A 21,783-nucleotide genomic window follows, 5' to 3' on the forward strand; every position below is an offset into this window, starting at 1 on the left:
AAAAATAACTCAAAAAAAGAGCGCATTACGCGCCGAAGATAGATTCCATGATGCCGTTCATGATTTGTTCAGCCAATGTCCGATTTTGTGTAGATGTATTCAACACACGGAAGCCGTAGTAACTGCTTAAAAATAGGCTAGCCAAATCCACAGCAGATCGTTTTTTGGAGATTTCGCCCGTTCGCAAGCCTTCCTCCATCACTTTTTCCATGGTTTGCTTCAAAAGTTCAACATGTCTGGAGACTATTTCTTCAATCTTGGGATCGTCTTTTGCCCGTTCCAATCCCGCATTGATCAGCAAACATCCCTTTGGATTCGTAGATTCAAAGTCTTCCACTAATGCCCAAGCTAAAAAATTGTGCAACCGTTCTTTCACGAAACCCGGACTTTCCAATAATGCCCGCTGTTCACGAATTCCAGTTTCGTGATAGTGTTCCACCACTGCTAGATAAAGGTCCTGTTTGCTGCCAAACGTATTGTACAAGCTGCCTTTACCTAGTCCAGTATCACTGCATAAATCATGCGTAGAACAACCATTGTAGCCTTTTGACCAAAATGTTTTCATGGCCACATCTACAATGGAAGTGTAATCAAAATCACGAGGTCTGCCGCGTTTGTTCAACGGAATCCTCCTTTCGTTTTCAACTGTTATGGAAATCTTACATATTATGTACCGTTCGGTCAACAAATAAAATGTCTGCAACTGTAAACCATGCCTATAGAAAAAACCCATTTTGAAAATCATCTCTCAAAATAGGCTTGATCATTGATTATATCGACTCTAAATCTGTCACTGTTGGAATAACGTAAACTCTTCAGCTAAGTTGACCTTCTCCATCTATCGCCCCCATTAAAAAGAGTATGCTTGTACTTCTTCGAAAGTAGGCAGGGATGGTTGAGCACCGTTCCTTGTTACGACAATCGCTGCTACTTTGCTGGCGAAAGTGGCCGCTTCCGTTTCTGTCATTCCTTGTGTGATCCCAACTGCAAAAGCTGCCGTAAAGGAATCGCCTGCCGCAGTTGTATCCACTGGCTCTACGCGGAAAGCCGGGATATGGGTCGCCTCATCGGCGGTTACTAAGAGAGCGCCCTTTTCCCCCAACGTCACGATGACGCGCTTTGGTCCACCAGACAAAAGCTTTTGGGCTGCGGCATGCACTTCATCTATCGTGGATACAGGCATTCCCGTGAGAATAGAAAGCTCTGTTTCATTTGGGGTTAAGGTATGTACATGGGTTAATAGCTCACTGGATAGCTCGCGTGCAGGTGCCGGATTTAAAATGATCAGCTTGCCGAGTCGAGCAGCCTCTTTAACGGTATATTCCACGACATGCATCGGGATTTCCAGTTGGAGCAATACGATGTCACTGTCCTTTAAAATAGACTGATTGTCTGCAATATGCTCGGTGCTGACGAGCGCATTCGCACCAGGAACGAGCACGATGTTATTTTCCCCGTCATCACTGACATTGATAAAAGCCATGCCTGTCGTACCCGAGCATTTGATCCCCTCTATGTGTACGTGCGCATCCTTTAGCCCTCCCAGCATAACCCGGCCGTTCTCATCCTCTCCTACCATTCCAATCATGGAGACATGCGCACCCAGGCGAGACGCTGCTACTGCCTGATTCGCTCCCTTTCCACCCGGGATCAGCTCGAAGTGATGGCTTGCGATCGTTTCTCCTGCTCTGGGCAAATGATGTACATGGGTTACGAGATCCATATTGATGCTTCCTACTACTGCGATTTTCACGACGAGCCCTCCTCGTTCCATCTCGAACATGATCATTCTGTCGGTTACAAAATAGTGCTTTTCATCAGAGAAGTCAACGTATTTTCTCAGGATTGTTCCTAAGAAGACTTGGAGCGCAATGCCTCCATTGGATATAATGAACAAATCTTCTATCATCCGGAGGTAACCAGATGGAGCCGATTATCCAACATCCTTGGAACATTGATGAGCAAGAGGCTATCAACTTACAGCGACAACTAGCCCAACAAGTGAAAAAAGAAGATCAACTAGCGGACGTACGCTTTATCGCTGGAGTAGATGTCGCCTATCATGCCGAGTCTGATTTGTTAGTTGCTGGTGTCGTGATCCTCGACGCTAATTCCCTGCAAGTCGTCGAGTCTGTCGTCATTCAAGACACCGTCGAATTCCCGTATATTCCCGGCCTGTTCTCTTTTCGAGAGCTGCCTCCGTTGGTGCGTGCATTCAAGGAGCTAAAAACAACACCGCAGCTTGTCGTCTGCGATGGACAAGGAATCGCTCACCCACGAAGATTCGGACTAGCCAGTCATTTGGGCGTCCTGTTTGACATTCCTACCATTGGCTGTGGAAAAACGAGACTGCTAGGCGAATACGAAGAACCCGCACAGGAAAGAGGCGTGTATTCCCCTTTGATCGATCAGGGTGAAATCATCGGTGGAGTCTTGCGTACACAACCGAATATAAAACCGATATTCGTCTCGATCGGACACGGAATCTCTTTGCCAACTGCATGCGCATGGATCACCAAGCTCTCTCCCAAATATCGTTTGCCCGAAACGACGCGGCAAGCGGATCAGCTCGTGAATAAAGTATCGGCAAAGTTAAATAACAGCCGCTAATGGAGTGTCGGCCATACATTTTCATCGTGCTCATCCAAGACTGCTTCAATCAGATCTCCTTGGAACACGACGATATACCCTCGTGGAAGAGCCAATGCTTGCAAAAGAGACGGACGTAGCTTTAGCAGTTGGTAAACGTAGTATGACTCTAGCTGGTCACTGTCTACTTCGCCTTCCACAGGCCCGAGATACCATCCGGAGTCACCTTTTCGAACATCTTCTGCACGCTGCAAATAGACATGTTCTTGTTCAAATGCACCTTTTGCCACCACAATTTTATCTTGGAACAAAGCAGCTTCCCCTTCTGCTCGCACGGTTTGCAAACAGTTGTTTTGCGCCATTTGCACGACCAAGGACACAGACAGGTCAGAAGTTGTTTCGGAAAAAGGATTCTCGTCGTAGTCGGGTGCCACGATTTCCATATACCCATCTCGTTCGAAAACCAGAAGAATGGTCCAGCCTACCTGAATTTTCGCACCGTTCTTAATAGGACCAGTCTCGTCTTCTACATCGGCGAATACGTCCAACAGAAAGTCTGCTTGCTTCACCAAAAACTCTTTGCAGGTCACGACAAACGTTCGGTTATGAATCTGTTTAGAGCGTTTGCAGAGTCGGGACTCTTTCTCAGCTGACATGGACCTCTTCCTTTCTGCGTGATCGGAATTGCTGCTATCTTCAGGATATCACGAATAGGAGAAAAGCTCCGTTACACATTTGCTACAAAGGTTGGAAAAATGGGCTGACGAATGAGCAGCAAAGCGGCTTGGCAGATGGTCTACAACTTTTTTTGTTGGATTTGTTCAACACAGTCTTTGATCGTATCTATGACGGCTCTTGGCTCAGTAAATTGAGGAAAATGTCCACTTTTTTCAGCGAGGAAATGTTTGCTGTTGCTTGATAATGAAAGCAGCTCCAACTGATGCTCGATTCGTTTTTTGCGTACTTCCTCTGGCATCATACGATTTTCTTTTCCACCTGTAATCACATAAACAGGTATGTCAGGAAAAGAATCGATTGCATGGATTTGTTCCACTGTTTTTTTGACAAAATGAACTTCATTGAACTGTTTATGGGGAGACAAGGAATCAAACATGGAGAGCATTTTGTTTATGGTTTTGACTACCTTACCTTGATATTTTTCGAGGCCGAGATCTTTCGGATGGCTGGATTCTAAAAAGACGACGCCAGCTACTTCGTTGGGGTAACGCCGGGCATATAAATTTGCATATAATCCCCCTAATGAATGTCCGACTAGCAAAAATGGGGGTTCAAATCCTACTAATGTTAATGCCTCCCGTAACGTTTCTACAATCGTGAGTCCATCTTGGGGCTCCTGCGGCTTATCACTACCCGAAACACCAAATCGATTATAGGAAAATAAAGATGACGTCTCTGAAAGATCAGGTAGTATTCTCATCCAGCCTTCTATGGGTCCTGAACCCCCGTTAATGAGAACGATATTGGGTTTGCCGTTTCCGCTACAATGATATTGAATCTTCCCTTTTGAAGTACTTACTTTCGATATCTCTATTGCCATTGTACGACACCTCACTTTGTTCGGGCTGGATTTCACTGTAGTAATACGTGATGAACAAAGGAGGGTTTCTATTTTTTAGGAATGATTCTTGCTGAGAGGAAAAGGAGCAGCGGCAGACAAAGGACGTTGTTTTGTCCTCCTTGTCTACCGCTGTCTTGATTGTGACCAAAGAAATTATTTGGTGCTAAGAGGTACTGCTAACAGCTCCGCCAGCTTGATCGCATTCTCTCCTACCATGCAGCTGTAATGGTTTCCGGCGATTTCTGTTACTTCCAGTTCTCCAATGCATATATCTTGCCAAAAAGCGATGGTCTCTTCGCTCGTGCTTGGCAAAAATTGAAACGGCTCGCGAGCCAGCAGGAAGCGAATGTCTCCCATATAGGGCAAAGGAGTATAGCGCGCTGCTTTAAAGCTCTGCCCAAACACTTTGCACAAGCCCTCTGCCATTTCCACTGGCATCTGTTCCCCTGATGTTTTGCCTAGCGCATGGACATAAGCAGTGAAGCGTTCTCTTCTGTCAAACGCAGATAATTTGCGGAATATCTCTCCCACCTGGTCTAGCCCATCATCTCCACTGATGGTACACGCTGAGCCTTGCGGGATGCAATCCCCGTGTTTTTCTACGAGCTGCAAAATCGCCCGGGCAAAATCATGCTCATCCACTTTTCCAAAACCAGCCTGTTCCAGCGTGATGTTCAGGTTTGGAACAAAGAGTGCTTCAATCAAGAGATCGTCATTCACTTCTGTCAGGATCGGAGGAATGTCGATCAAAACCAAGTCCAGAATAGGGACGCCCTGCTCCCCAAGTCTTCTCGCTACTTCAATGGCAATCAATCCGCCCAAGGAATAGCCGATGAGCTGTACAGGCCTTTGCTCTCCTTCACGCAAGACGTCGATCAAGCATTCGGCATAATCATCGGCCACGGTTTCTATCAGCTCGGACGGCTCTAGCGCGCAATAACGTTCGCTGTCGTCAATGGCGACCCCGACGATGCTTCCTGTCTGCTGGGCTTTGAGCTGTTCAATCAATGGGCGAAAACTGTCCATCGTCCCCAAAACGGCATGGAACACAACCCGCAGCGGCCCAGATTCGTCACCGCCATATGGAATCAGCACGGCATTGCTCGACTTGTTGCGTTTCTTCGGCAATGCGACGTCCTCACTCTGCTGCCTCTCCTGATTGCGCATGTGTATGAAGCCAGCCAGTGCTTCCACGGTCGGGAAGTTAAGCATTTGTCGGAGCAAGACATCAAACGGAATGGCAGCGTGCGTCGGGTCCTCCGCCAGCTTGTCGCGCAGCACTCCGGCTACCTGCGCCATGATGAGAGAATCTGCACCGTACTCATAAAAGCTTTGGGTTCGGCCGATTCCCGAGAGTCCCAATGCTTCAGCCCAGACGTGTGCAAGCTGCGCTTCTAACGGATCAGTTTCAGCCCCCTCTGTAGCGTCCAGAGAAGCACTCTGTTCGAACGTCGATGCAGGGCGCCATTTTGCCAGCTCTCGGCGATCTATTTTTCCATTTCCGGTGAGTGGCAGTGCGTCTACGACTTGCAAGTGGGCAGGCAGCATATAGGCAGGCAGATGAAGGGAAAGGAATTTTTCCAGCTCTGCGGCACTGACCCTCACCCTGTCCAGCTTCACGCGATGGGCGAGCAGATGATTTTCGCCCTCTGTCCACTTGGCAAGAATGAGCCACCCGCCCGGGCAAATCAGTTCTTTCAGCTTGTTCATGTCAGAGCTATCTATCGCTCCATCAGTGAACACTACGTCGAACGAGTTCGGCGCCAATCCTTGTGCCCGATACTCTTCTTCAACTGTATCCATGCTTATATATTCTAAATCATGGCCTTCCAACGCTTGCGAGACATGCTCTGTTAACGCCCCGTTCCCTGCGCCGACTTGCAATACCCGTAGAGGCATGCTCGTATGCTGTCGCGCAATCTCTTGCAGAAGCATGACAATGCGCTGATTGACCTCGATGTCTACTTCTTCACTGATCCCATTTACGAGCATCGCGAATTCCGCTCTTTCCGCTTCAAGGTCCCGATCCATCTTGCGGGCGCTCTCCACAATCCCCAGCAAAACAGGCTCGTCACTCGCTCCATCCAGCACGACACCAGCTGCGGTGACAGCAGGGTGTTTGAGCAGAGCCGATTCAATTTCACCTAGCTCGATCCGATGCCCTCTGATTTTGACCTGATTGTCTTCGCGGCCGATAAACTCGATTTCGCCCCCCGGTGTGTAGCGACCCAAATCACCGGTTCGGTAGAGTCTCTCTCCATCCACAGGGTGGGAGAAGAACCTTTCCTCCGTGAGCCGTTGATCTCCGACATAGCCCTCCGCCAAGCCTGCTCCGGTAATATAGAGATCCCCGATCACCCACACTGGGCAATCGCGCATCTGTGAATCGAAGACGCGGAAGCCTTGGTTGGCGAGAGGGCGGCCATACGGAATACTGTTCCAGTCTGCTTCCAGTCCGTTGTACAGATGATAGTTCGACCATATCGATGCTTCTGTGGCACCGCCGAGACTGACGATCTGTGCAGAAGGGAGATATTTTTGCATCCGATCAGGTAGCGTCAACGGAATCCAGTCACCGGAAAGCAAGGCCAGTCGCAAGCTGTCTACTTTGACAGTTGGCGTGGAATCCAAATACGTGACCAGCATCTGCATCAGGGCCGGCACGGAATTCCACACGGTGATGTCATGCCGGGCTATCAGCTCACTCCAATGGGACGGATCTGTTTGCCGGTCGGAATGAGGATACACGACTGCACCACCCACAGAGAGCGTGGCAAAAATATCGTAGACAGATAAATCAAAGCTCAGCTGGGCAAGGCCAAGCACGCGATCTTTTTCCGTGATCGCAAAACGACGAAGCATGTCCTCGATCGTATTTGCTGCTGCGCGGTGGCTGATGACGACCCCTTTAGGCTGTCCCGTGGAACCAGACGTATAAATGATGTACGCAGGCAAATCCGGGTTTAAGTCAGGCAGTATTAACGGTTCATGCTGCGGGCTTACTTGATCCACCGCAATCGTTTGAATAGAGTCTGACCATTGCAACTGGTTGGTAGATACCGTCAAGGCATAACGGATGTCCGCCTGTTCCATCATGACCTGTCGGCGCATCTCAGGTTGCTTCGGATCAATAGGTACATAGACGGCTCCCGCAAACAATGTACCGAGTACAGCTGTGACTTGATGCACGCCTTTATCCATCACGATAGCAACGCGGTCTTGCTCGCGGCAGCCTAGTTCCTTAAGCTTCCCTGCTACTGCGGCAGCACGTTTGACCAGTTCCGCGTAGGAGATCTGTCCTTCACTGTCAATCACAGCCGGACGATCTGGCGTCGACATTGCTTGTGCGACGATTGGCTGATGCAAGGCGTACTCTGGTAAAGCTGCCGTGGTCTCATTTACCTGCTGACGCTCTTCCCGCTGCCAGTCTGGCAACGTAATTTCGTCAACTCCCTCCCACATTTGCTCGCTGTCCGCCAAAGCTTGCAGTAATTTTGCAAAAGTATCAAACATGTCGTCAACGACATGCTCTGGGAAAACACCCTCACGCACATCCCAGTTCACCTGCAAGCCTGCCGAGCTGTCCATGGCTTGGCAATCGATGAAAACCTGCGGTGTTTGACTGATTCCGTGCCCAGCAATTTTGCCCTGTAGCTGACCGCCTTCCGCTGGTTCTACTAACCCAATTGCACTCGTAAAAACGATTGGCATCAGAGCGGCTTCACGACCGCGCCTACGCGCTAGCTCGCGCATGACCTCCACGCCGGAAAACAAACGGTGATCCAAATCTTCAAACAACTGCTTTTGAATAGTTTTCGCCCGTCCTTGAAAAGTACGCTCCAATCCCCACTCAACCGCAAGCAAATTGACGGATGTGAAATCCCCGACAATCTCATGGACTCGCTCATGTAGCGGCTGTCTGTTCAGCAACGTCAAATTCAGGCAAAACGCACGATTTCGACTCCATCGCTCGATCACAGCGGCAAAGGCGGTCATCACGGCGGAGGTTGGCGTCAATCCTCGCTGCTGGGCACGCTGCTTAAAGGCATCCCACGAAGCGTTATGTAAGCGAATGAAGCGACGGCGAAAGCGTGCGTCTCCATTCTGGGTCTGCTGTCTCGCCATTGGCAGGTCTGGAGCCTGTGGCAATGCATCGATCCGTTGCTGCCAGTACGCTTTGTCTCTGCCATATGCCGTAGTCTCTCTTAGGCTGCGTTCGGCGAAGACGTAATCGCGAAACGTAATCGGCAGCGCGGGCAATGTTTTTCCCGGTTCTTTATAAAGGGCCTCAAACTCACCTAGCAAGAGCCAAATACTCGCCCAATCCGCGATGAGAAATTCCATTGATACATGGAGCACAGCCCTGTCGCTCGTTTTCGTCAAGCCGATATCAAACAATGGCCATTTGGCTGTATCATACACGCGATGTCCCATCGCTTCGCGTATGTCATCGAGCCTTCTTCCTGCCTCCTGCTCATCCATGCCACTTGTATCCGTATAGGTAATCGTCAAATGCGGGACCTTCTCCAGAATGCGCTGCTGACCGTTCTGATCAATGGTTGCACGCAGCATGTCATGTCTTGCAATGAGCAGGTTCCACGCATCCTCCGCCCGTTTCGGATCAAGCTCAGGATAGTCCAGCTCCATGTAAATATGGCACGCCACGCCACCATAGCCAAACAGCTCATACCGTCCCAGTAAATAAGCAGACTGCACATCTGTCAGGGGAAAAGGCACAAATCGCGCTGCTGGATCGGGTATCACCGTCACCGGTTGGGATTCGGCTCGCAAAAGAGCGAGAATGTCTGCTTTCTGTTCTTTTAACGCCTGTAAATCATCGGCTGCAAGTGTTCCTCTTGGGGCTTTGTAACGCAGGCTCCCATTTTCCTCCCATAAAAAAATTCCATCTCTGCGTAGGCGCATCAAGAGCTCGACGCTATTTGTCTTGAGGTTTTGGGGCATATGCACACTCTCCTATTTAAATGAGCTTCGCCATTTCGTTTTCGTTTGGGGAAAGCTGCTGACGTACGCCAACATCGATGTTGTTCTTGATGAGGAACAGCTTTTGTCCAAGTGGTGCCAGTGGGTGAGACTCCTCAGGCAAGACCGCAAGCTCCTTGACACCTGCCCGTTCAAAAACATCGAGCCACTGCTGAACAGTCATGAAGGTCGATTGCGTATTTTTCCTGTCATCTACTGGTGGAGTCATCATGAAAGCTTGGGAGATGAGCATTTCTACGAATTCTCGAGTTGGCTCGGTAATAATCATCCAGCCTCCTGGAGCAAGGGTCCTCAACAGCCCTTGGATGACTTCATCCGTGTCCCGCGCGTTGTTCAACATGCCTGCCGCAATCACGATATCGAAGCTGCCTTCTGTGAGGCCTTGTGCAAACAAATTTTTGTCGATATCAACCACCTGATATTTCATCCATGGGTAAGCTTTGTACCGTTCACGGGCAGAGGATAAGAAAAAGTGGGACACATCCGTGTACACATACTCCACATGCAATCCTTTGGAAACAGACGCCCTTAGGCGGTCCACAACCACATCACTCGTTGCTCCAGTCCCAGCGCCTACCTCCAGAATGCGAAGCGAGTTTGTCGTAGACGCGATCCGCGCTACTGCCTCTGCGACCGACTTGTTCAAATAACGCGCCACAAGGGTGTCCCGATAAAGCGCATTGGCAACATGCATGCGGCCCTCAGGAAATAGCAGCAATGCAGCTTGTTGGGTATCATCCATCAGCTGTGGCAGCCGATCCGCATTGTCCTTGAGATAGTCCATGACGAGCGGTGAGCCCAGCTTGCCATTCCAAGCATTTTTGGCTAAATCCCACCGTCGTTCTACTTCCTCTCGCGTCATCTGAATGCCGCATTGATACTCGCCAGCAGCAAATTTCAGGTAGCCACGATCCGTCAGTATGTGCAGCCAGCGCTTGATGACTGGTTGATGACGCTCTGCTATGTTTGCAGCAGTGAAAATATCTGACGCCGTATAGGAATGTTGTCCCGCTGTCAGTGCTCCTTGAGATTGCAGCGCGAGCAGCATGGAGGCCACCGCAGCTGCATCCAGGCGCTCAATGCACGTATTTACCTGCACAGCATCAATCCCTTTTAGCTCGCTCTCGGCAGACGCCGTGCATACAAAAACATCGTTGTTTTCCGCCAAAGTCGCATCATTAGGTGATGCAGTGCCGTGGAATTCGTCATCTGGAATGCTCCAGGCTGCTTGTTCGAGAGACGCTAACGTCAACGGCTCATGACTGCCATTCGAGCGCAACACGGGATATCCCAATGCCTGCGTCCATTCTTGCCACTGTCGTGAACACAATAGTTCCTGCTGCGCGCGTGTTTCCATCGTAGCCTTATCGACCTGCCCCATGATCCTATCTCGCATGATGAGTAAATCGCGTCCGATAGCTTGCGGCCACTGCTTCGTAAGAATGTCCCGATAGGTCGGCGTCTCCTGCGGTCCCAATATGTGTGTACTGTTTTCCAGCATGTGTGCAGGTGGGGAAACTGTCAGCTCACCGTGAATGTCGGGAAGATCCGGTACGTGCAGACGCGCCTGCCACACGACAGGGCCATGCGTGTCTGTAAGCGACAAGCTCCCGCCAGCTACACCAATCGTCACGCGATGCAGTAAATGCAGATGGTTGTCTGGATCATCCGGATCGACTTCATTGTGGGCGCGCAGCGTAATTGGAATTTTGCCCAGCTGCCCGATCAACACTTGAAACGGTCCCTCATCTTTGATGACATGACTGATTTTCCACGGACGAATAGAAGGGAGGGCTTCCTGCAAAATATGCATGAGCGGGAAGGACACCTGTGTAGCGCAAGCAGCCTCGATGTACAAGGCAGGCTGCACAGCCAGCATCGTACGAGCGCAAGCAATAAAGCGGCGAACTGCAGGCAAATGTACGTAGAGATCGCCCGTCATAAAATGAACACCGTTCTGCTTGGCATGCTTTAGGCACAGCGCCAAATCTTTATGGTGGATCGGCTCTTCCGAAATGACGTGAATGCCCTTGGCAAGCAGTTGGATCGACAGCTCTGTTCCATTGCCACCCATCACGGTGGAACGCAATACGACGCAAGCCAGATCAATGCCAGCAGGTAATTGATTGACATCGGTGTACAGCGGGATGCCATTTCGCTCGGCGCATTGACGCGAGCGTTCACTTCCTTTTGCCAGCAGCCCTACCAATTCAAACTGCTCAGGCAATGCCTTCACCGCCTCCAAGTAGAACTGTCCAAAGCGGGAACCGCATACCACGGTACGCAACTTACGATTCTTTGTCATACGTCACCCCTACTTCATTTCCATGATGGAATGCATGAGTTCGACCTGCTGCTCGCGAAGTGCATCAATCAAGCCTGTCGCCGATACGCCTTCTGCCACGAAAAAGCAGCCTGTTTTTCTGTTCTGATCTTCCGCGATTAAGTGAGCCACTGTGGCCGCGATGATGCCAGATATCCGATTCCAGTCGCCCGGATACAGAAGAGTGGAGAAGACCCGCACTTTTTTACCGTCACGCTTTCCGGTCGCATGCAGGTGGAACATCGTAAAGTCTTTCACACCCGGCTTCCTCGCCTCAAACTGTTCCAGCAGCAGCTTGGCTGATGCTCTTTTTTGTTCCTCGGTTTTGTATTGCTGCAAAGCCTTGATCATCACAAATTGATTCAGGATGGCATTGCTTTGATAGCTGTTGTAAAAATAAGCGGATTCGATTTTATGCTGCTTGGTCATAAGGCCGAATTCCTTTGTCACTACCGGATATGTGTCGCGCTTTCCAGCGGGATGCGGCAGTGTGTAGTTGCGATGGAACGGCCCGTCTATTTTTTTGACCTCTCCTTGCTTGAAGTAAGACATTCCCCATCCGGTATCTTCTTCAATGCTGCAGACGATGTCATATGCCGCATTGAGTGAAAATCCGCCCTGCCCTGCAAAAAAGACTTCGAGCAAATCGATTTCGTCCAAATCATTTTCAGAGACGTAAGCTGGGAAAACTTCCGACAGCCCCGGGTAAACGCCAGTAGAGATGATAAACAGCAGTCCCTTTTCTTCGATTTCCTGCTTTCGCATGAGCAATTGTTGATACAGATGCTCATCTCCGGACACATCTACGTAATGAACCGCATGTTTGAGGCATGCAACGGCAACTTTATCAACGATTTGCTTGGAGGGCCCTGCACAATTGATAACGAGATCGACTTGACCGCAAAAGTCATGCAGTTCCTCCTCGTTGCATACATCCACCTGCTGGCATTCCAGCCTACCTTCCGTCCCAGTAAAAAGCTCACTTAGCTTTTCGAGATTTCTACCGCCCAGCAAAATCGGATAGTTCGTTCTAGACAAAATCGTTTGAAAAGCTGCATGGCCTACAACACCAGTCGCTCCCAAAATGCCAATCTTTTTGATACCCAATGTTCTCTCCCTCCTGACCTGCTCCCCGCATTCTTCTTCCAAGAAAAGGCGGGGCTGCTCCTGCCACTGAGTCGCAGCCCACCTACTCATCTGCGGTTTTTCTTTTTTTAAATGGTCCCCTCGTCAAAATCCGCTGCGAGATCTTCCGTTGCCTGTGTGCTCGTCTTGATCAGCTCGGCAAGAGTGCAGATCGTGGAAGCTTCAAACAAGCTTTGCAGAGACAAATCAATCTGGTATCTCTCTTTTATAAGATTGAGGCATTGGATCGCGCGCAATGAGTCTCCACCCCGCGCAAAAAAGTTGTCGTGGATGCCGATTTCCCCTACACCAAGCACCTCTTCCCAGACCTTGGCGAGCTTGACTTCGATCTCGTTGGAAGGCGCTACATGCGTCTTTTTCGGCATACTTGCCTTTCTTTTGCCAAGCTTTGTGATTGCCCTCCGATCTACTTTTCCATTGGCGGATAGCGGCAGGTCATCCAGCAACACGTACTCGCTTGGTACCATGTAGTCAGGCAGGCTATTCCGCAAGGCTTCGGACAATTTTTCTGGCTGGAACAAACGAACAGCCTCCGGTGCTTGCGCCACAATCAGATGGCGCTCGAACGCCTCTGCGACCTGAGCTTTATCCGGAAAGGCAAGGACGTTAGTGAAGCCTTGTTGTTCCAAGCCCGCTCGCCACTGCTCTACCGTAAGCAGAGGAAGATAATTGGCTTTGCGCTCATCCTCCAGATGGCTAAACCCATCCTCGAAGAAGCCGACAGTGGTTAGCAGCAGACGACTGTTGCGCGTCGACTCGACCAGGAACAGAAGCCCCCCAGGTGCGAGTAGCCCTTTCAAGTACGCCAGCGTTTTCCCTATATCACGAGAGCGATGCAGCGTATTGTCCGCAACAATGACGTCAAACGAATGCGGATCATAGCCTTGCGCAAGCGGTGCTACGTTCATGTCAAGCTGACCGTACTCCAGCGGAGCCTGCTCTCCCCATTCCTTCTTTGCCCTGTCGGTAAAAAAGGAGGATTCGTCGACGTATAAATAACGACTGCGTTCTGCAGGCAAGGTGGACACCAGTGTTTGTGTCAAGCTTCCGGCTCTCGTGCCAAGCTCTAGCACTCGCAGTGTCTTGTCAGACGGATGGTGATTTACGATACCGCCAAACACCGCCCCGGCAAGGCTGCTGTAAAACTCCCGCGTCAGGTCAAAGCGGCTCAAGCCGGCAGGTGTTAAGAAGGCATCGTCTGCTAGAAAGAGCTCCAACGGATCGAGCTCACCAGTTAACAGACCAATAAACAACGGATAGTCGCGGCGGAAAACGGCTTCGAGCTCACGTGCTGCTTCCGTACGAAGCGAGGATGCTGACAGAACAGCATCTGGCACACCTTCACGCAATGAACGCAGACTCTCGTACGTTCCCGCAGCGCGTTTTTCCAGCAAGCCCTCTTCTACCAGCACTTCCAGCCAATGCGCAAGCAAGGTCTGGTAACGGGGATGAATCTGAAAACGATCCATGAGCTCCGCAATTGAAGTGCTTTCTCCTACTTGTGAGAACATCCCCATATGCTCTAGCGTGCGGCACATGTAGGCGGTGCTTACACGGTCAGCCTCCATCAGGAATTGCGTGACGACTTCCACATCTACACTCGCAGGAATGGTATTGGCCTGTGCGTGACCCATGCTGTTAATCGCCTGCCAACGAGCAGCACTTGCAGCGGGGTCGGCCTGCTCTGTTTCGAATAACGCGGAATCCTTTTCGCGATCCAGCACCACATACCCGACCAAACGCTTTTCATCCGCACCGTCATCTGGTACGGCCACGACAACGTCTTTGAGCCCTTCATGACGTTTCAATGCCGTCTCGATCTCGCCCAGCTCAATCCGATGCCCTCTGATTTTCACCTGGAAATCTTCCCGACCAAGGAATTCCAACATACCATCTGGCAAGTAACGGCCCAAATCCCCCGTGCGGTACAGTCGTTCTCCTGTCCGCGGATGTGTGATGAATTTTTCATTCGTCTTGTTTTCATCTCTCCAGTAGCCTTTGGCAAGCCCAATGCCACTGATAAACAGCTGTCCCGGCACCCAAACGGGGCAATCCCCCATCGATTCGTTCAGCACATGGTAGCGCTGATTGACCATTGGGCGACCGTACGGAATGCTTTTCCAGCTAGGGGCGATGTCTTCGATTGCGAAAAGATTTGACCAGATCGAGGCTTCTGTTGCACCGCCCAAACCGATCACCTGAACGTGTGGGAAAAAGACCTTGATCTTGTCTGGCAAATCCAGTGGAATCCAATCACCACTCAACAAGACGAGACGCAACGATTGTGGTAAGTGAAGGTTTCTCCCCACGGCGTATTCGATCAGCATCTGCATCAGCGCCGGAACTGTGTTCCACACCGTCACCTGCTCGGCTTCCAGCCACTCCAGCCAGTGGGCAGGGTCTTTGGCTTTATCAGCATCCGGCATGACGATCGTTCCACCCGCGGCAAGCATGCCGAAAATGTCATAGACCGACAAATCGAAATTCAGATTGGACAAAGCGAGCACCCGATCCTGTGCCCCCACTGCAAATCGTTGATTGATATCTTCAATCGTGTTGACCGCGCCTCGATGGTCGATCATGACTCCTTTTGGCAGGCCGGTTGACCCAGATGTATAGATGACATAGGCCAAATCCTCCGGCTGCCCGGCAACTGATGCCACTGGGTTCACCGTGCTTTCCTCGTCCCTTGTCATCATCTGGTCCACAGTCAGTCGCTCCACATCCAGAGGCCAGCCCAATCGCTCATCCAGCCAAGACTGCGTCAGCACGAACTGTACTTGTCCATCATGCAAAAGCTGAGAACGTCGTTCCTCTGGATGCAGCGGATCAATCGGTAAATAAGCGGCCCCGGATTTCATAATCCCGAGCGTGGCTGCGACCTGCTCCCAGCCTTTTTCCATCACGACAGCGACCAATGTATTTGGTTGGACCCCTTGTGAACGCAGCCACTTCGCGATTTGGTCAGCAGCGTCAGCCAGCTCCCCATAGGTCAACGTCCGCTGAGTGGAGATCACAGCAGGCTGATCCGTTTGGCATGCAGCTTGTTTGTCAAATAGTCCGACGAGTGTCTCTGAGGATACAGGCGCAGCCGTATCGTTTGCGGCGATTCTTTCTTCCAGTCGAGGGACAGCAATCTGGCTCGCTGCTGACTCTTGCCATACAGCATCCTCTTCTGTCAGCCGATGCAGCAGCTCGCAATAAGCCGTAAACATGTCAGCAAGGAGTCCTTCTGGAAATAGTCCTTCTACGGCATCCCAGATTAACAGCAGTTCTCCGTCTTGCTCGACCACTTGATGGTCCAGCCATACCTGCGGCGTCTGCGTGATGTTGTAAACGAGCTTGCCCAGCCATTTACCATCGGAGTCAGACCCACTCCACTGCTCCACACCCAATGCGCTCGTAAAGACAATCGGCATGGCAACACCGTTGTGCTCTCCTGTTTGCTTCGCCAATTCGCGCTGGACCTGAACTCCGCCCACATAAGGATGGTCCAAATCGCGCCATAGCTGCTGCTGCAAATTCCTGCCGCGTTCCAATATCGTCTCGCCAGCGGACAACTCGACTGCCAGCAAGGTCAGCGTAGTGAAGTCCCCCACGATTTCGCCTACCTGCGCGTGCAAAGGCAATCGATTGAATTGCGTCAGGTTGATCGTAAAACGCGAACTCTTGCTCCATGCACCGAGGGTTTCGGCATACGCTGTCAGCAAGATCCCGGAAGGCGTTAGACCGACCTCTGCTGTCCGCTTTTTGAGCCGCTGCCATGCTCCGTGATCGATTCTGGCTTCTAAACGATGGAAGCGCTGCTCGGTAATCGTGTCAGGATTTTTCGCCAAAGGCAGCTGTGGTGCTGGCGGCAAATCAGGCAGTCGATCCATCCAATAGTCCAGATCGCGTTGGTACAGCTCTGTAGACTTGAGCGCTTCTTGCGCCAGTACATAATCGCGGAAGCTCAGATCCAGTGGTGGCAAAGGCGCATCCGGCTCATGATACAGTCTCGTCCACTCGCTCAAGAGGTGGAACATGCTCCACCCGTCAAAAATCAGGTTGTCAAAGCTGATATGCAGACGAACCCGTTCGTCTCCAAAGCGGGAAGCGCGCACCTCAAACAACGGCCATACATCCGTAGACAATACCTGATGGGACATTTCTTCCCGAATCGCTTGCAGCTCGGACTCAGCTTCTTCGGCAGATTGGTTCCGCAAATCAGTGACTTCGATCCGGTAAGCAGGTACCTGCTCCAAAATCTGCTGACGCCAGCCATCCGGCAAAATCACGGCCCGCATCATTTCATGGTGGTCAATTAACCGTTGCCAAGCTCGATTGATCCGCTCCAGGTCCAAGTGCTGCCCTTCGATTTCGAAATAGCAATGCGTGGAGACATGGCCCAAGGCGTAAACACCACTGCGCCCGACCCAGTAGGCTTGCTGGATATCCGTTAGCGGGAAAGGCTGATGCCTGTCTTGTGGCGCCAGTACAATTGCTGGCAAGCCTGACGATGTTCCTTTTTCCTCGAGAAGCATCTGCACATGCTGGGCCAGTCCGGCAATCGTCGGTTTTTCAAAAATGCGCCCTAACGACAGCTCTACCGCAAGCTTGCTGCGAACCATCGCACTGAGTCTGGTTGCCAATAACGAATCTCCGCCGAGCTCGAAGTAGTTGTCTGTGACGCCTACCCGTTCCACTTCAAATAGCTGGCACCAAATAGCCGCGAGTGCTGTTTCGATTGGTGTCGTTGGAGCTGTATACTCTTTTTCTGCTTTGGCCTTCATCAGGCTGTCAGGAGTAGGCAGGGCTTGCCGATCTACCTTGCCGTTTGCAGAAAGCGGCAGTTCGTTCAACAAAAGAAAAGCGGACGGAACCATGTAATCAGGCAGCTTTTGACTCAAGAAGCCGGGTAGTTGTGCAGGATTGAAGCGCTTGGCTTGAAGTGGCGCCTGCGCAACCAGTACATGCTGACCAAAATCGTTGTCTTCTGGGAAAGCTGACACTTTTGCAAAGGCTTGCTGCTGCAAAGTCTGCTGCCATGCTTCCACCGATAACAAGGGGCGTTGCTCATTACGCCGCTCATCTTCGAAATGCGTAAAGCCATCTTCGAGAAATGCCGTGCTGATTTGCTGCAATCGGCTGTTGCGGGTCATCTCCAGCAAAATCAGCATGCCACCCGGAGCCAAAAGGCTTTGTACATGCGAGAGGGCCATCCCGATGTTTTTCGCACGATGCAGGGAATCAGAGGCAATCACAACGTCGAACTGATGTGCTTCAAAGCCTTGAGATAGTGGACTTTGATTGATATCCAGCAGTTGATCGTGCACAAACGGGTACTCCCGGAACCTCGCTTTTGCGGCATTTGTAAAGAAAGTCGAGGTGTCTGTGCATGTAAAATGTGTCGCATCTGCCGGGAGTACAGCCAGCAATGATTCCGTCAGCGTTAGGCTCCTCGCCCCGATTTCCAGCACACGTATCGGTTCTGATTCAGACCTTTCTCCAAAACGATGGACCAGCCTTTCCACCAACGCCAGTGCCGCTCTGTCACGATGCTTTGCACCAGGGAGTGTCTGCATCAGATCATTCGGAGTCAGACTGAATTCCTCCGAGAAGAAATGGGCCAACGGGTCAAGCTCGCCACGCAACAGCGCAACACTCTCGTCATTGACTTTTTCCAAATAACGTAAAAGGGCTTGTGCATGCGGTTCCCATGCGGGCGATATCTGAGTGACCTGCGACTTTTCCAACCATTCAGTCAGGCTCGCCTGCGTGATGCTGTAGACATCCGATTTGTCTTTACGGACAAGACCTTCGTCCTCCAATGTTTGAAGCCACTGTCTGACCAGGCCGCGATAACGCTCTTGAATCCCGCAGCTATGCATCAAATCATCGAGGGAGTAGTTGGCATTTTGCTCAAATTTCACTCCCGCCATCTCCAATGTGCGGTAAATGAATCGAACGGCAAGTTGCTCCATGTACGTCCAAAACGAGGTGAAATCTTCCGGTCTGATGCTTGCAAAATGCTCCGCCAATGTCTGCACACGACCCGCTTCCATGACATCTGCCCACAGTTCTTCGCTCTTCTTCGGATCAGCCTCTACACGATCAAACAGCGCTGACTCGCTTTCCCTTTCTGGCACCACGTACCCAACCAGCTGCCTGTTCTCCCGCGGATCACCTACTGCTGTCACAACTGCATCGCGAATTCCCGGATGCTGCTTCATGGCTGATTCGATTTCACCCAGCTCGATGCGATGCCCTCTAATTTTCACCTGGAAGTCCTTGCGCCCAAGAAATTCAATGGTCCCATCCGGCCAATAACGTCCGAGATCACCAGTCCGATACCAGCGTGAACCGTTCCAGTTGACAAAGCGCTCTTCGGTCAGTGCAGGATCACCCCGATAGCCTACTGCCACACCTGCTCCGCCGATCCACAATTCTCCCACTACCCAGTCAGGGCAATCACGTCCAAGTGCATCAACAACCCGATAAGCCTGATTCGCAAGCGGTCGACCGTACGGAATCGATGTCCAGTGAACAGGCAAGGGCAGCGTAACATCAAAAAAGTTGGACCAGATCGACGCTTCTGTCGCTCCGCCCATCGCCACAAGCTGGCTGTTCGGTGCGAGCTGGTTCAGTCGTTGCGGTAAATCGAGACCGATCCAGTCCCCGGAGAGCATGGTCAGGCGAAGCGGCAAGCTCTCGTACGGTCCACTCTCCGCAGCAATCAAGAGCATATCGAGCAGCACGGGCACAGAGTTCCACAGTGTCACCTGATGCTGGTCCACCAGTCTCGCCCAATGAGCCGCATCCCGTCGCAACTCTTCGCCTATGAGCACAATCGAGCCGCCTACACTGAGCAATCCGAACAGGTCATAGACAGACAGGTCAAAATCAAGTGAGGAAACCGCCAAAATCCGATCCGTATGCCCGATTCCGTAACGTCTGTTTATTTCTGCAATGGTGTTCCATGCCCCGGAATGACTGATCTCTACCCCTTTTGGTTCACCCGTGGAGCCAGAAGTAAAGATGATATAGGCCAGGCTGTCAAAAGAAATTGGTACGGGTTCAGCCAGCGGTGAAACATTCAAAGCATCCGCAACAGACAGAACAACAGCGTCTTCCGGCCACTCCAGCGTTTGCGCTAGCTCCGTACCCGTAAGCACATAGCGAATTCCCGCTTTCTGATGAATGCGCTCACGCCTTGTAGATGGCTGCCCGATTCCAACCGGGACGTAGCATGCTCCTCGTGCCACGATACCAAGAACCGCAGCGACTTGATCGATTCCGCGCGGCAGGGTGACTGCCACAGGGTCTCCAGCTTCAACGCCTTGCTTTTGGAGATACGCTGCAATCTGCAATGCGTACTGTGCTAACTCGCCATACGAAGACGTAGTGGAAGCATGACTATCGATTACTGCCAGCTCGTGTGGATTCTCTCTTGCATAAGCAAAAAAGGCACTGCGCAAGCATTGACTCGATTGCGTCTGTGAATCATCTACAGCCTGATCATTCCTCTTCTGTTCCAAATCGGGGAGCAGCACGGATGCGGCTTGCCAGTCATTATCCTTGGTCACCAAAGAGTTCATCAACTGGCAAAAAGCGCCGAACATTTGGTCAAGCATCCCGTCAGGAAACAGGTCATCAACCGCATCCCACGCCAGCAGGAGCCCGCCGTCCATTTCATACGACTGGAAATCAAGCCATACTTGCGGCGTTTGTGAAATCATGTAAGAGAGCTTGCCCAATGTGTCGCGGCATTCGTCATTGATCAGCGGCGTACCCAAATTGCACGCGAACACCACCGGGGCAAAATCCCGCTCTCCCTGACGGACACGCGCCAGGTCGCGCTGTAGCTGAACCCCGGAATAAGCCGCATGTGCTACATCCTGATGAAACTGCGATTGGACAGATCGCACCCGCGCAAGAAAAGAGGTTTGCTCCCGCATGTCAACCGCAAGCAGTAGCAGATTGGTAAAATCGGCAACGACGTCTTCAATGCCAGCGTCTCCGGTTTGGCGATCGAATAGCGGAATGTTGATGAGAAACTGCGAATGGGTGCTCCAGCGATCCAGTACTTCAGCATAAGCCGTTAACAGTACCATCGCTGGTGTGACCCGCTGTGCTGCGGAGCTTTTTTGCAAAAGTGCCCATTCGGCTGCGTTCATGAAATGTGTCCGTCGCGTAAAAACAGGCGACTTGATCATTTCTGGCTTTTCCTTCAGCGGCAACCCTGGCGCTCCCGGCAATGTGGAAAGGCGCTCCTGCCAATAGCGGGCTGCTTCCTGTCTGTCCTGTGCCCGACGCTCTGCCTCTTGCCCGAGATAATGGGCAAAGCTCCAGTTGGTCGGGGCAGCAGGCTGGGTGCCTCGTGCATATGCTGCCGCCAAATCGCGTAATACGATGTGCAGACTCTGTACGTCAGCGACCAGCAAATCCAGATCAAAATGGATGCGGGTGCGGCCTTCTGGCAACAAGCTCAGCTCCAAACCGGCTACTTCTCCCGCTTCCACCGCCAGACGACGATGAGACAGCCGCTCCCGTATACGATCTAGCTCCCGTGCCAATTCGTCCTCCGAAAAAGACCGCAGATCATGGACCGCTACTCCAGTGGCTGTAGGGGCACTCATCACCTCTTGCTGTCCATCTGCCAAAAATCTTGCCCGAAGCATCGGATGGTGCATCAGCAGCTTGCCCCACGCTGTTTCCAATCGATCCGGCTCCACGCCCACACCATCGATTTCTAAGTACGCATGGCACCCGATTCCTCCGAGAGGCTGATCATCCTGGCGTCCAATCCAGTAAGCGTATTGCACATCCGTGAGTGGAAAGGGCACATTCACCTCCAGTGCCACATCTGCTTTTCTTTCGTCCACCCGTGGAAGCAAGGCGCTGCTTTTTTGCAGCAACGCCTGCCAATCACGCAAGGTAGGAGCACCGATCAGCTCGGCAAACGTAACCTTTGCGCCTTCCTTGCGCCATTTGTTAACCATCCTCATCATTTGCAAAGAATCCAGTCCCAGCTCGATCAGGTTTTGATCATCGGAAAACGCAACAGGCGCTGGCAGCAACGCCTGAATTTGCCTCTTCATCTCCTCATAGCTCAAGGAAGCGGCGGGACTTGCGGTCAGACTGTCATTGAGCATTTTGGACATCC

9 protein-coding genes are annotated in these 21,783 nt (G+C 51.5%); 1 reads left to right on the forward strand and 8 read right to left on the reverse strand.

Annotated elements, in window-relative coordinates; translation table 11 throughout:
* Window positions 1-25: 25 nt before the first annotated feature.
* Both POF51_RS15540 and rbsK read right to left on the reverse strand, forming a co-directional pair.
* Window positions 26-622: a TetR/AcrR family transcriptional regulator gene (locus POF51_RS15540; RefSeq protein WP_069848001.1), complete on the reverse strand. Its 597-nt coding sequence runs from the start codon at window positions 620-622 to the stop codon at window positions 26-28.
* 228 nt (window positions 623-850) lie between these two features.
* Window positions 851-1,753, reverse strand: coding sequence for a ribokinase (gene rbsK / locus POF51_RS15545; RefSeq protein ID WP_069848304.1), 903 nt, complete (start codon window positions 1,751-1,753; stop codon window positions 851-853).
* A 170-nt stretch (window positions 1,754-1,923) separates the two neighbouring features.
* Here rbsK and nfi point away from each other — a divergent pair, with 170 nt between their 5' ends.
* Complete coding sequence (gene nfi, locus POF51_RS15550; protein WP_017252049.1) at window positions 1,924-2,610, forward strand: deoxyribonuclease V; 687 nt, start codon at window positions 1,924-1,926, stop codon at window positions 2,608-2,610.
* Here the strand turns inward: nfi and POF51_RS15555 are convergent.
* From POF51_RS15555 to POF51_RS15580, 6 genes are all read right to left on the reverse strand, one after another.
* Window positions 2,607-3,245: an immunity protein Imm33 domain-containing protein gene (locus tag POF51_RS15555; RefSeq protein ID WP_035291949.1), complete on the reverse strand. Its 639-nt coding sequence runs from the start codon at window positions 3,243-3,245 to the stop codon at window positions 2,607-2,609. The genes nfi and POF51_RS15555 overlap by 4 nt on opposite strands.
* Window positions 3,246-3,385: 140 nt before the next feature.
* Window positions 3,386-4,147 carry an alpha/beta fold hydrolase gene (locus tag POF51_RS15560; RefSeq protein ID WP_271755692.1) on the reverse strand — a complete coding sequence of 254 codons (762 nt, stop codon included), beginning with the start codon at window positions 4,145-4,147 and terminating at the stop codon, window positions 3,386-3,388.
* A 174-nt stretch (window positions 4,148-4,321) separates the two neighbouring features.
* Window positions 4,322-9,130 carry a non-ribosomal peptide synthetase gene (locus POF51_RS15565; protein ID WP_271755693.1) on the reverse strand — a complete coding sequence of 1,603 codons (4,809 nt, stop codon included), beginning with the start codon at window positions 9,128-9,130 and terminating at the stop codon, window positions 4,322-4,324.
* Between the two features lie 16 nt (window positions 9,131-9,146).
* Window positions 9,147-11,474 (reverse strand): bifunctional Gfo/Idh/MocA family oxidoreductase/class I SAM-dependent methyltransferase, encoded by a 2,328-nt coding sequence (locus tag POF51_RS15570; RefSeq protein ID WP_069848006.1) that lies wholly within the window; start codon window positions 11,472-11,474, stop codon window positions 9,147-9,149.
* A 9-nt stretch (window positions 11,475-11,483) separates the two neighbouring features.
* The gene (locus POF51_RS15575) at window positions 11,484-12,599 is read right to left on the reverse strand and encodes a saccharopine dehydrogenase family protein (RefSeq protein ID WP_069848008.1); all 1,116 of its coding nucleotides are present in this window, start codon (window positions 12,597-12,599) and stop codon (window positions 11,484-11,486) included.
* A 107-nt stretch (window positions 12,600-12,706) separates the two neighbouring features.
* Window positions 12,707-21,781 carry a non-ribosomal peptide synthetase gene (locus POF51_RS15580; protein WP_069848010.1) on the reverse strand — a complete coding sequence of 3,025 codons (9,075 nt, stop codon included), beginning with the start codon at window positions 21,779-21,781 and terminating at the stop codon, window positions 12,707-12,709.
* Window positions 21,782-21,783 lie beyond the last annotated feature (2 nt).

Origin of the sequence: Brevibacillus sp. AG (assembly GCF_028369215.1) — a bacterium.
Lineage (GTDB): Bacteria > Bacillota > Bacilli > Brevibacillales > Brevibacillaceae > Brevibacillus > Brevibacillus porteri.

Bases quoted from the DNA above. Each gene is read 5' to 3' on its own strand.
- nfi (WP_017252049.1), top strand. From the start codon at position 1,924: ATGGAGCCGATTATCCAACATCCTTGGAACATTGATGAGCAAGAGGCT.
- POF51_RS15555 (WP_035291949.1), bottom strand. From the start codon at position 3,245: ATGTCAGCTGAGAAAGAGTCCCGACTCTGCAAACGCTCTAAACAGATT.
- POF51_RS15560 (WP_271755692.1), bottom strand. From the start codon at position 4,147: ATGGCAATAGAGATATCGAAAGTAAGTACTTCAAAAGGGAAGATTCAA.
- POF51_RS15565 (WP_271755693.1), bottom strand. From the start codon at position 9,130: ATGCCCCAAAACCTCAAGACAAATAGCGTCGAGCTCTTGATGCGCCTA.
- POF51_RS15570 (WP_069848006.1), bottom strand. From the start codon at position 11,474: ATGACAAAGAATCGTAAGTTGCGTACCGTGGTATGCGGTTCCCGCTTT.
- POF51_RS15580 (WP_069848010.1), bottom strand. From the start codon at position 21,781: ATGTCCAAAATGCTCAATGACAGTCTGACCGCAAGTCCCGCCGCTTCC.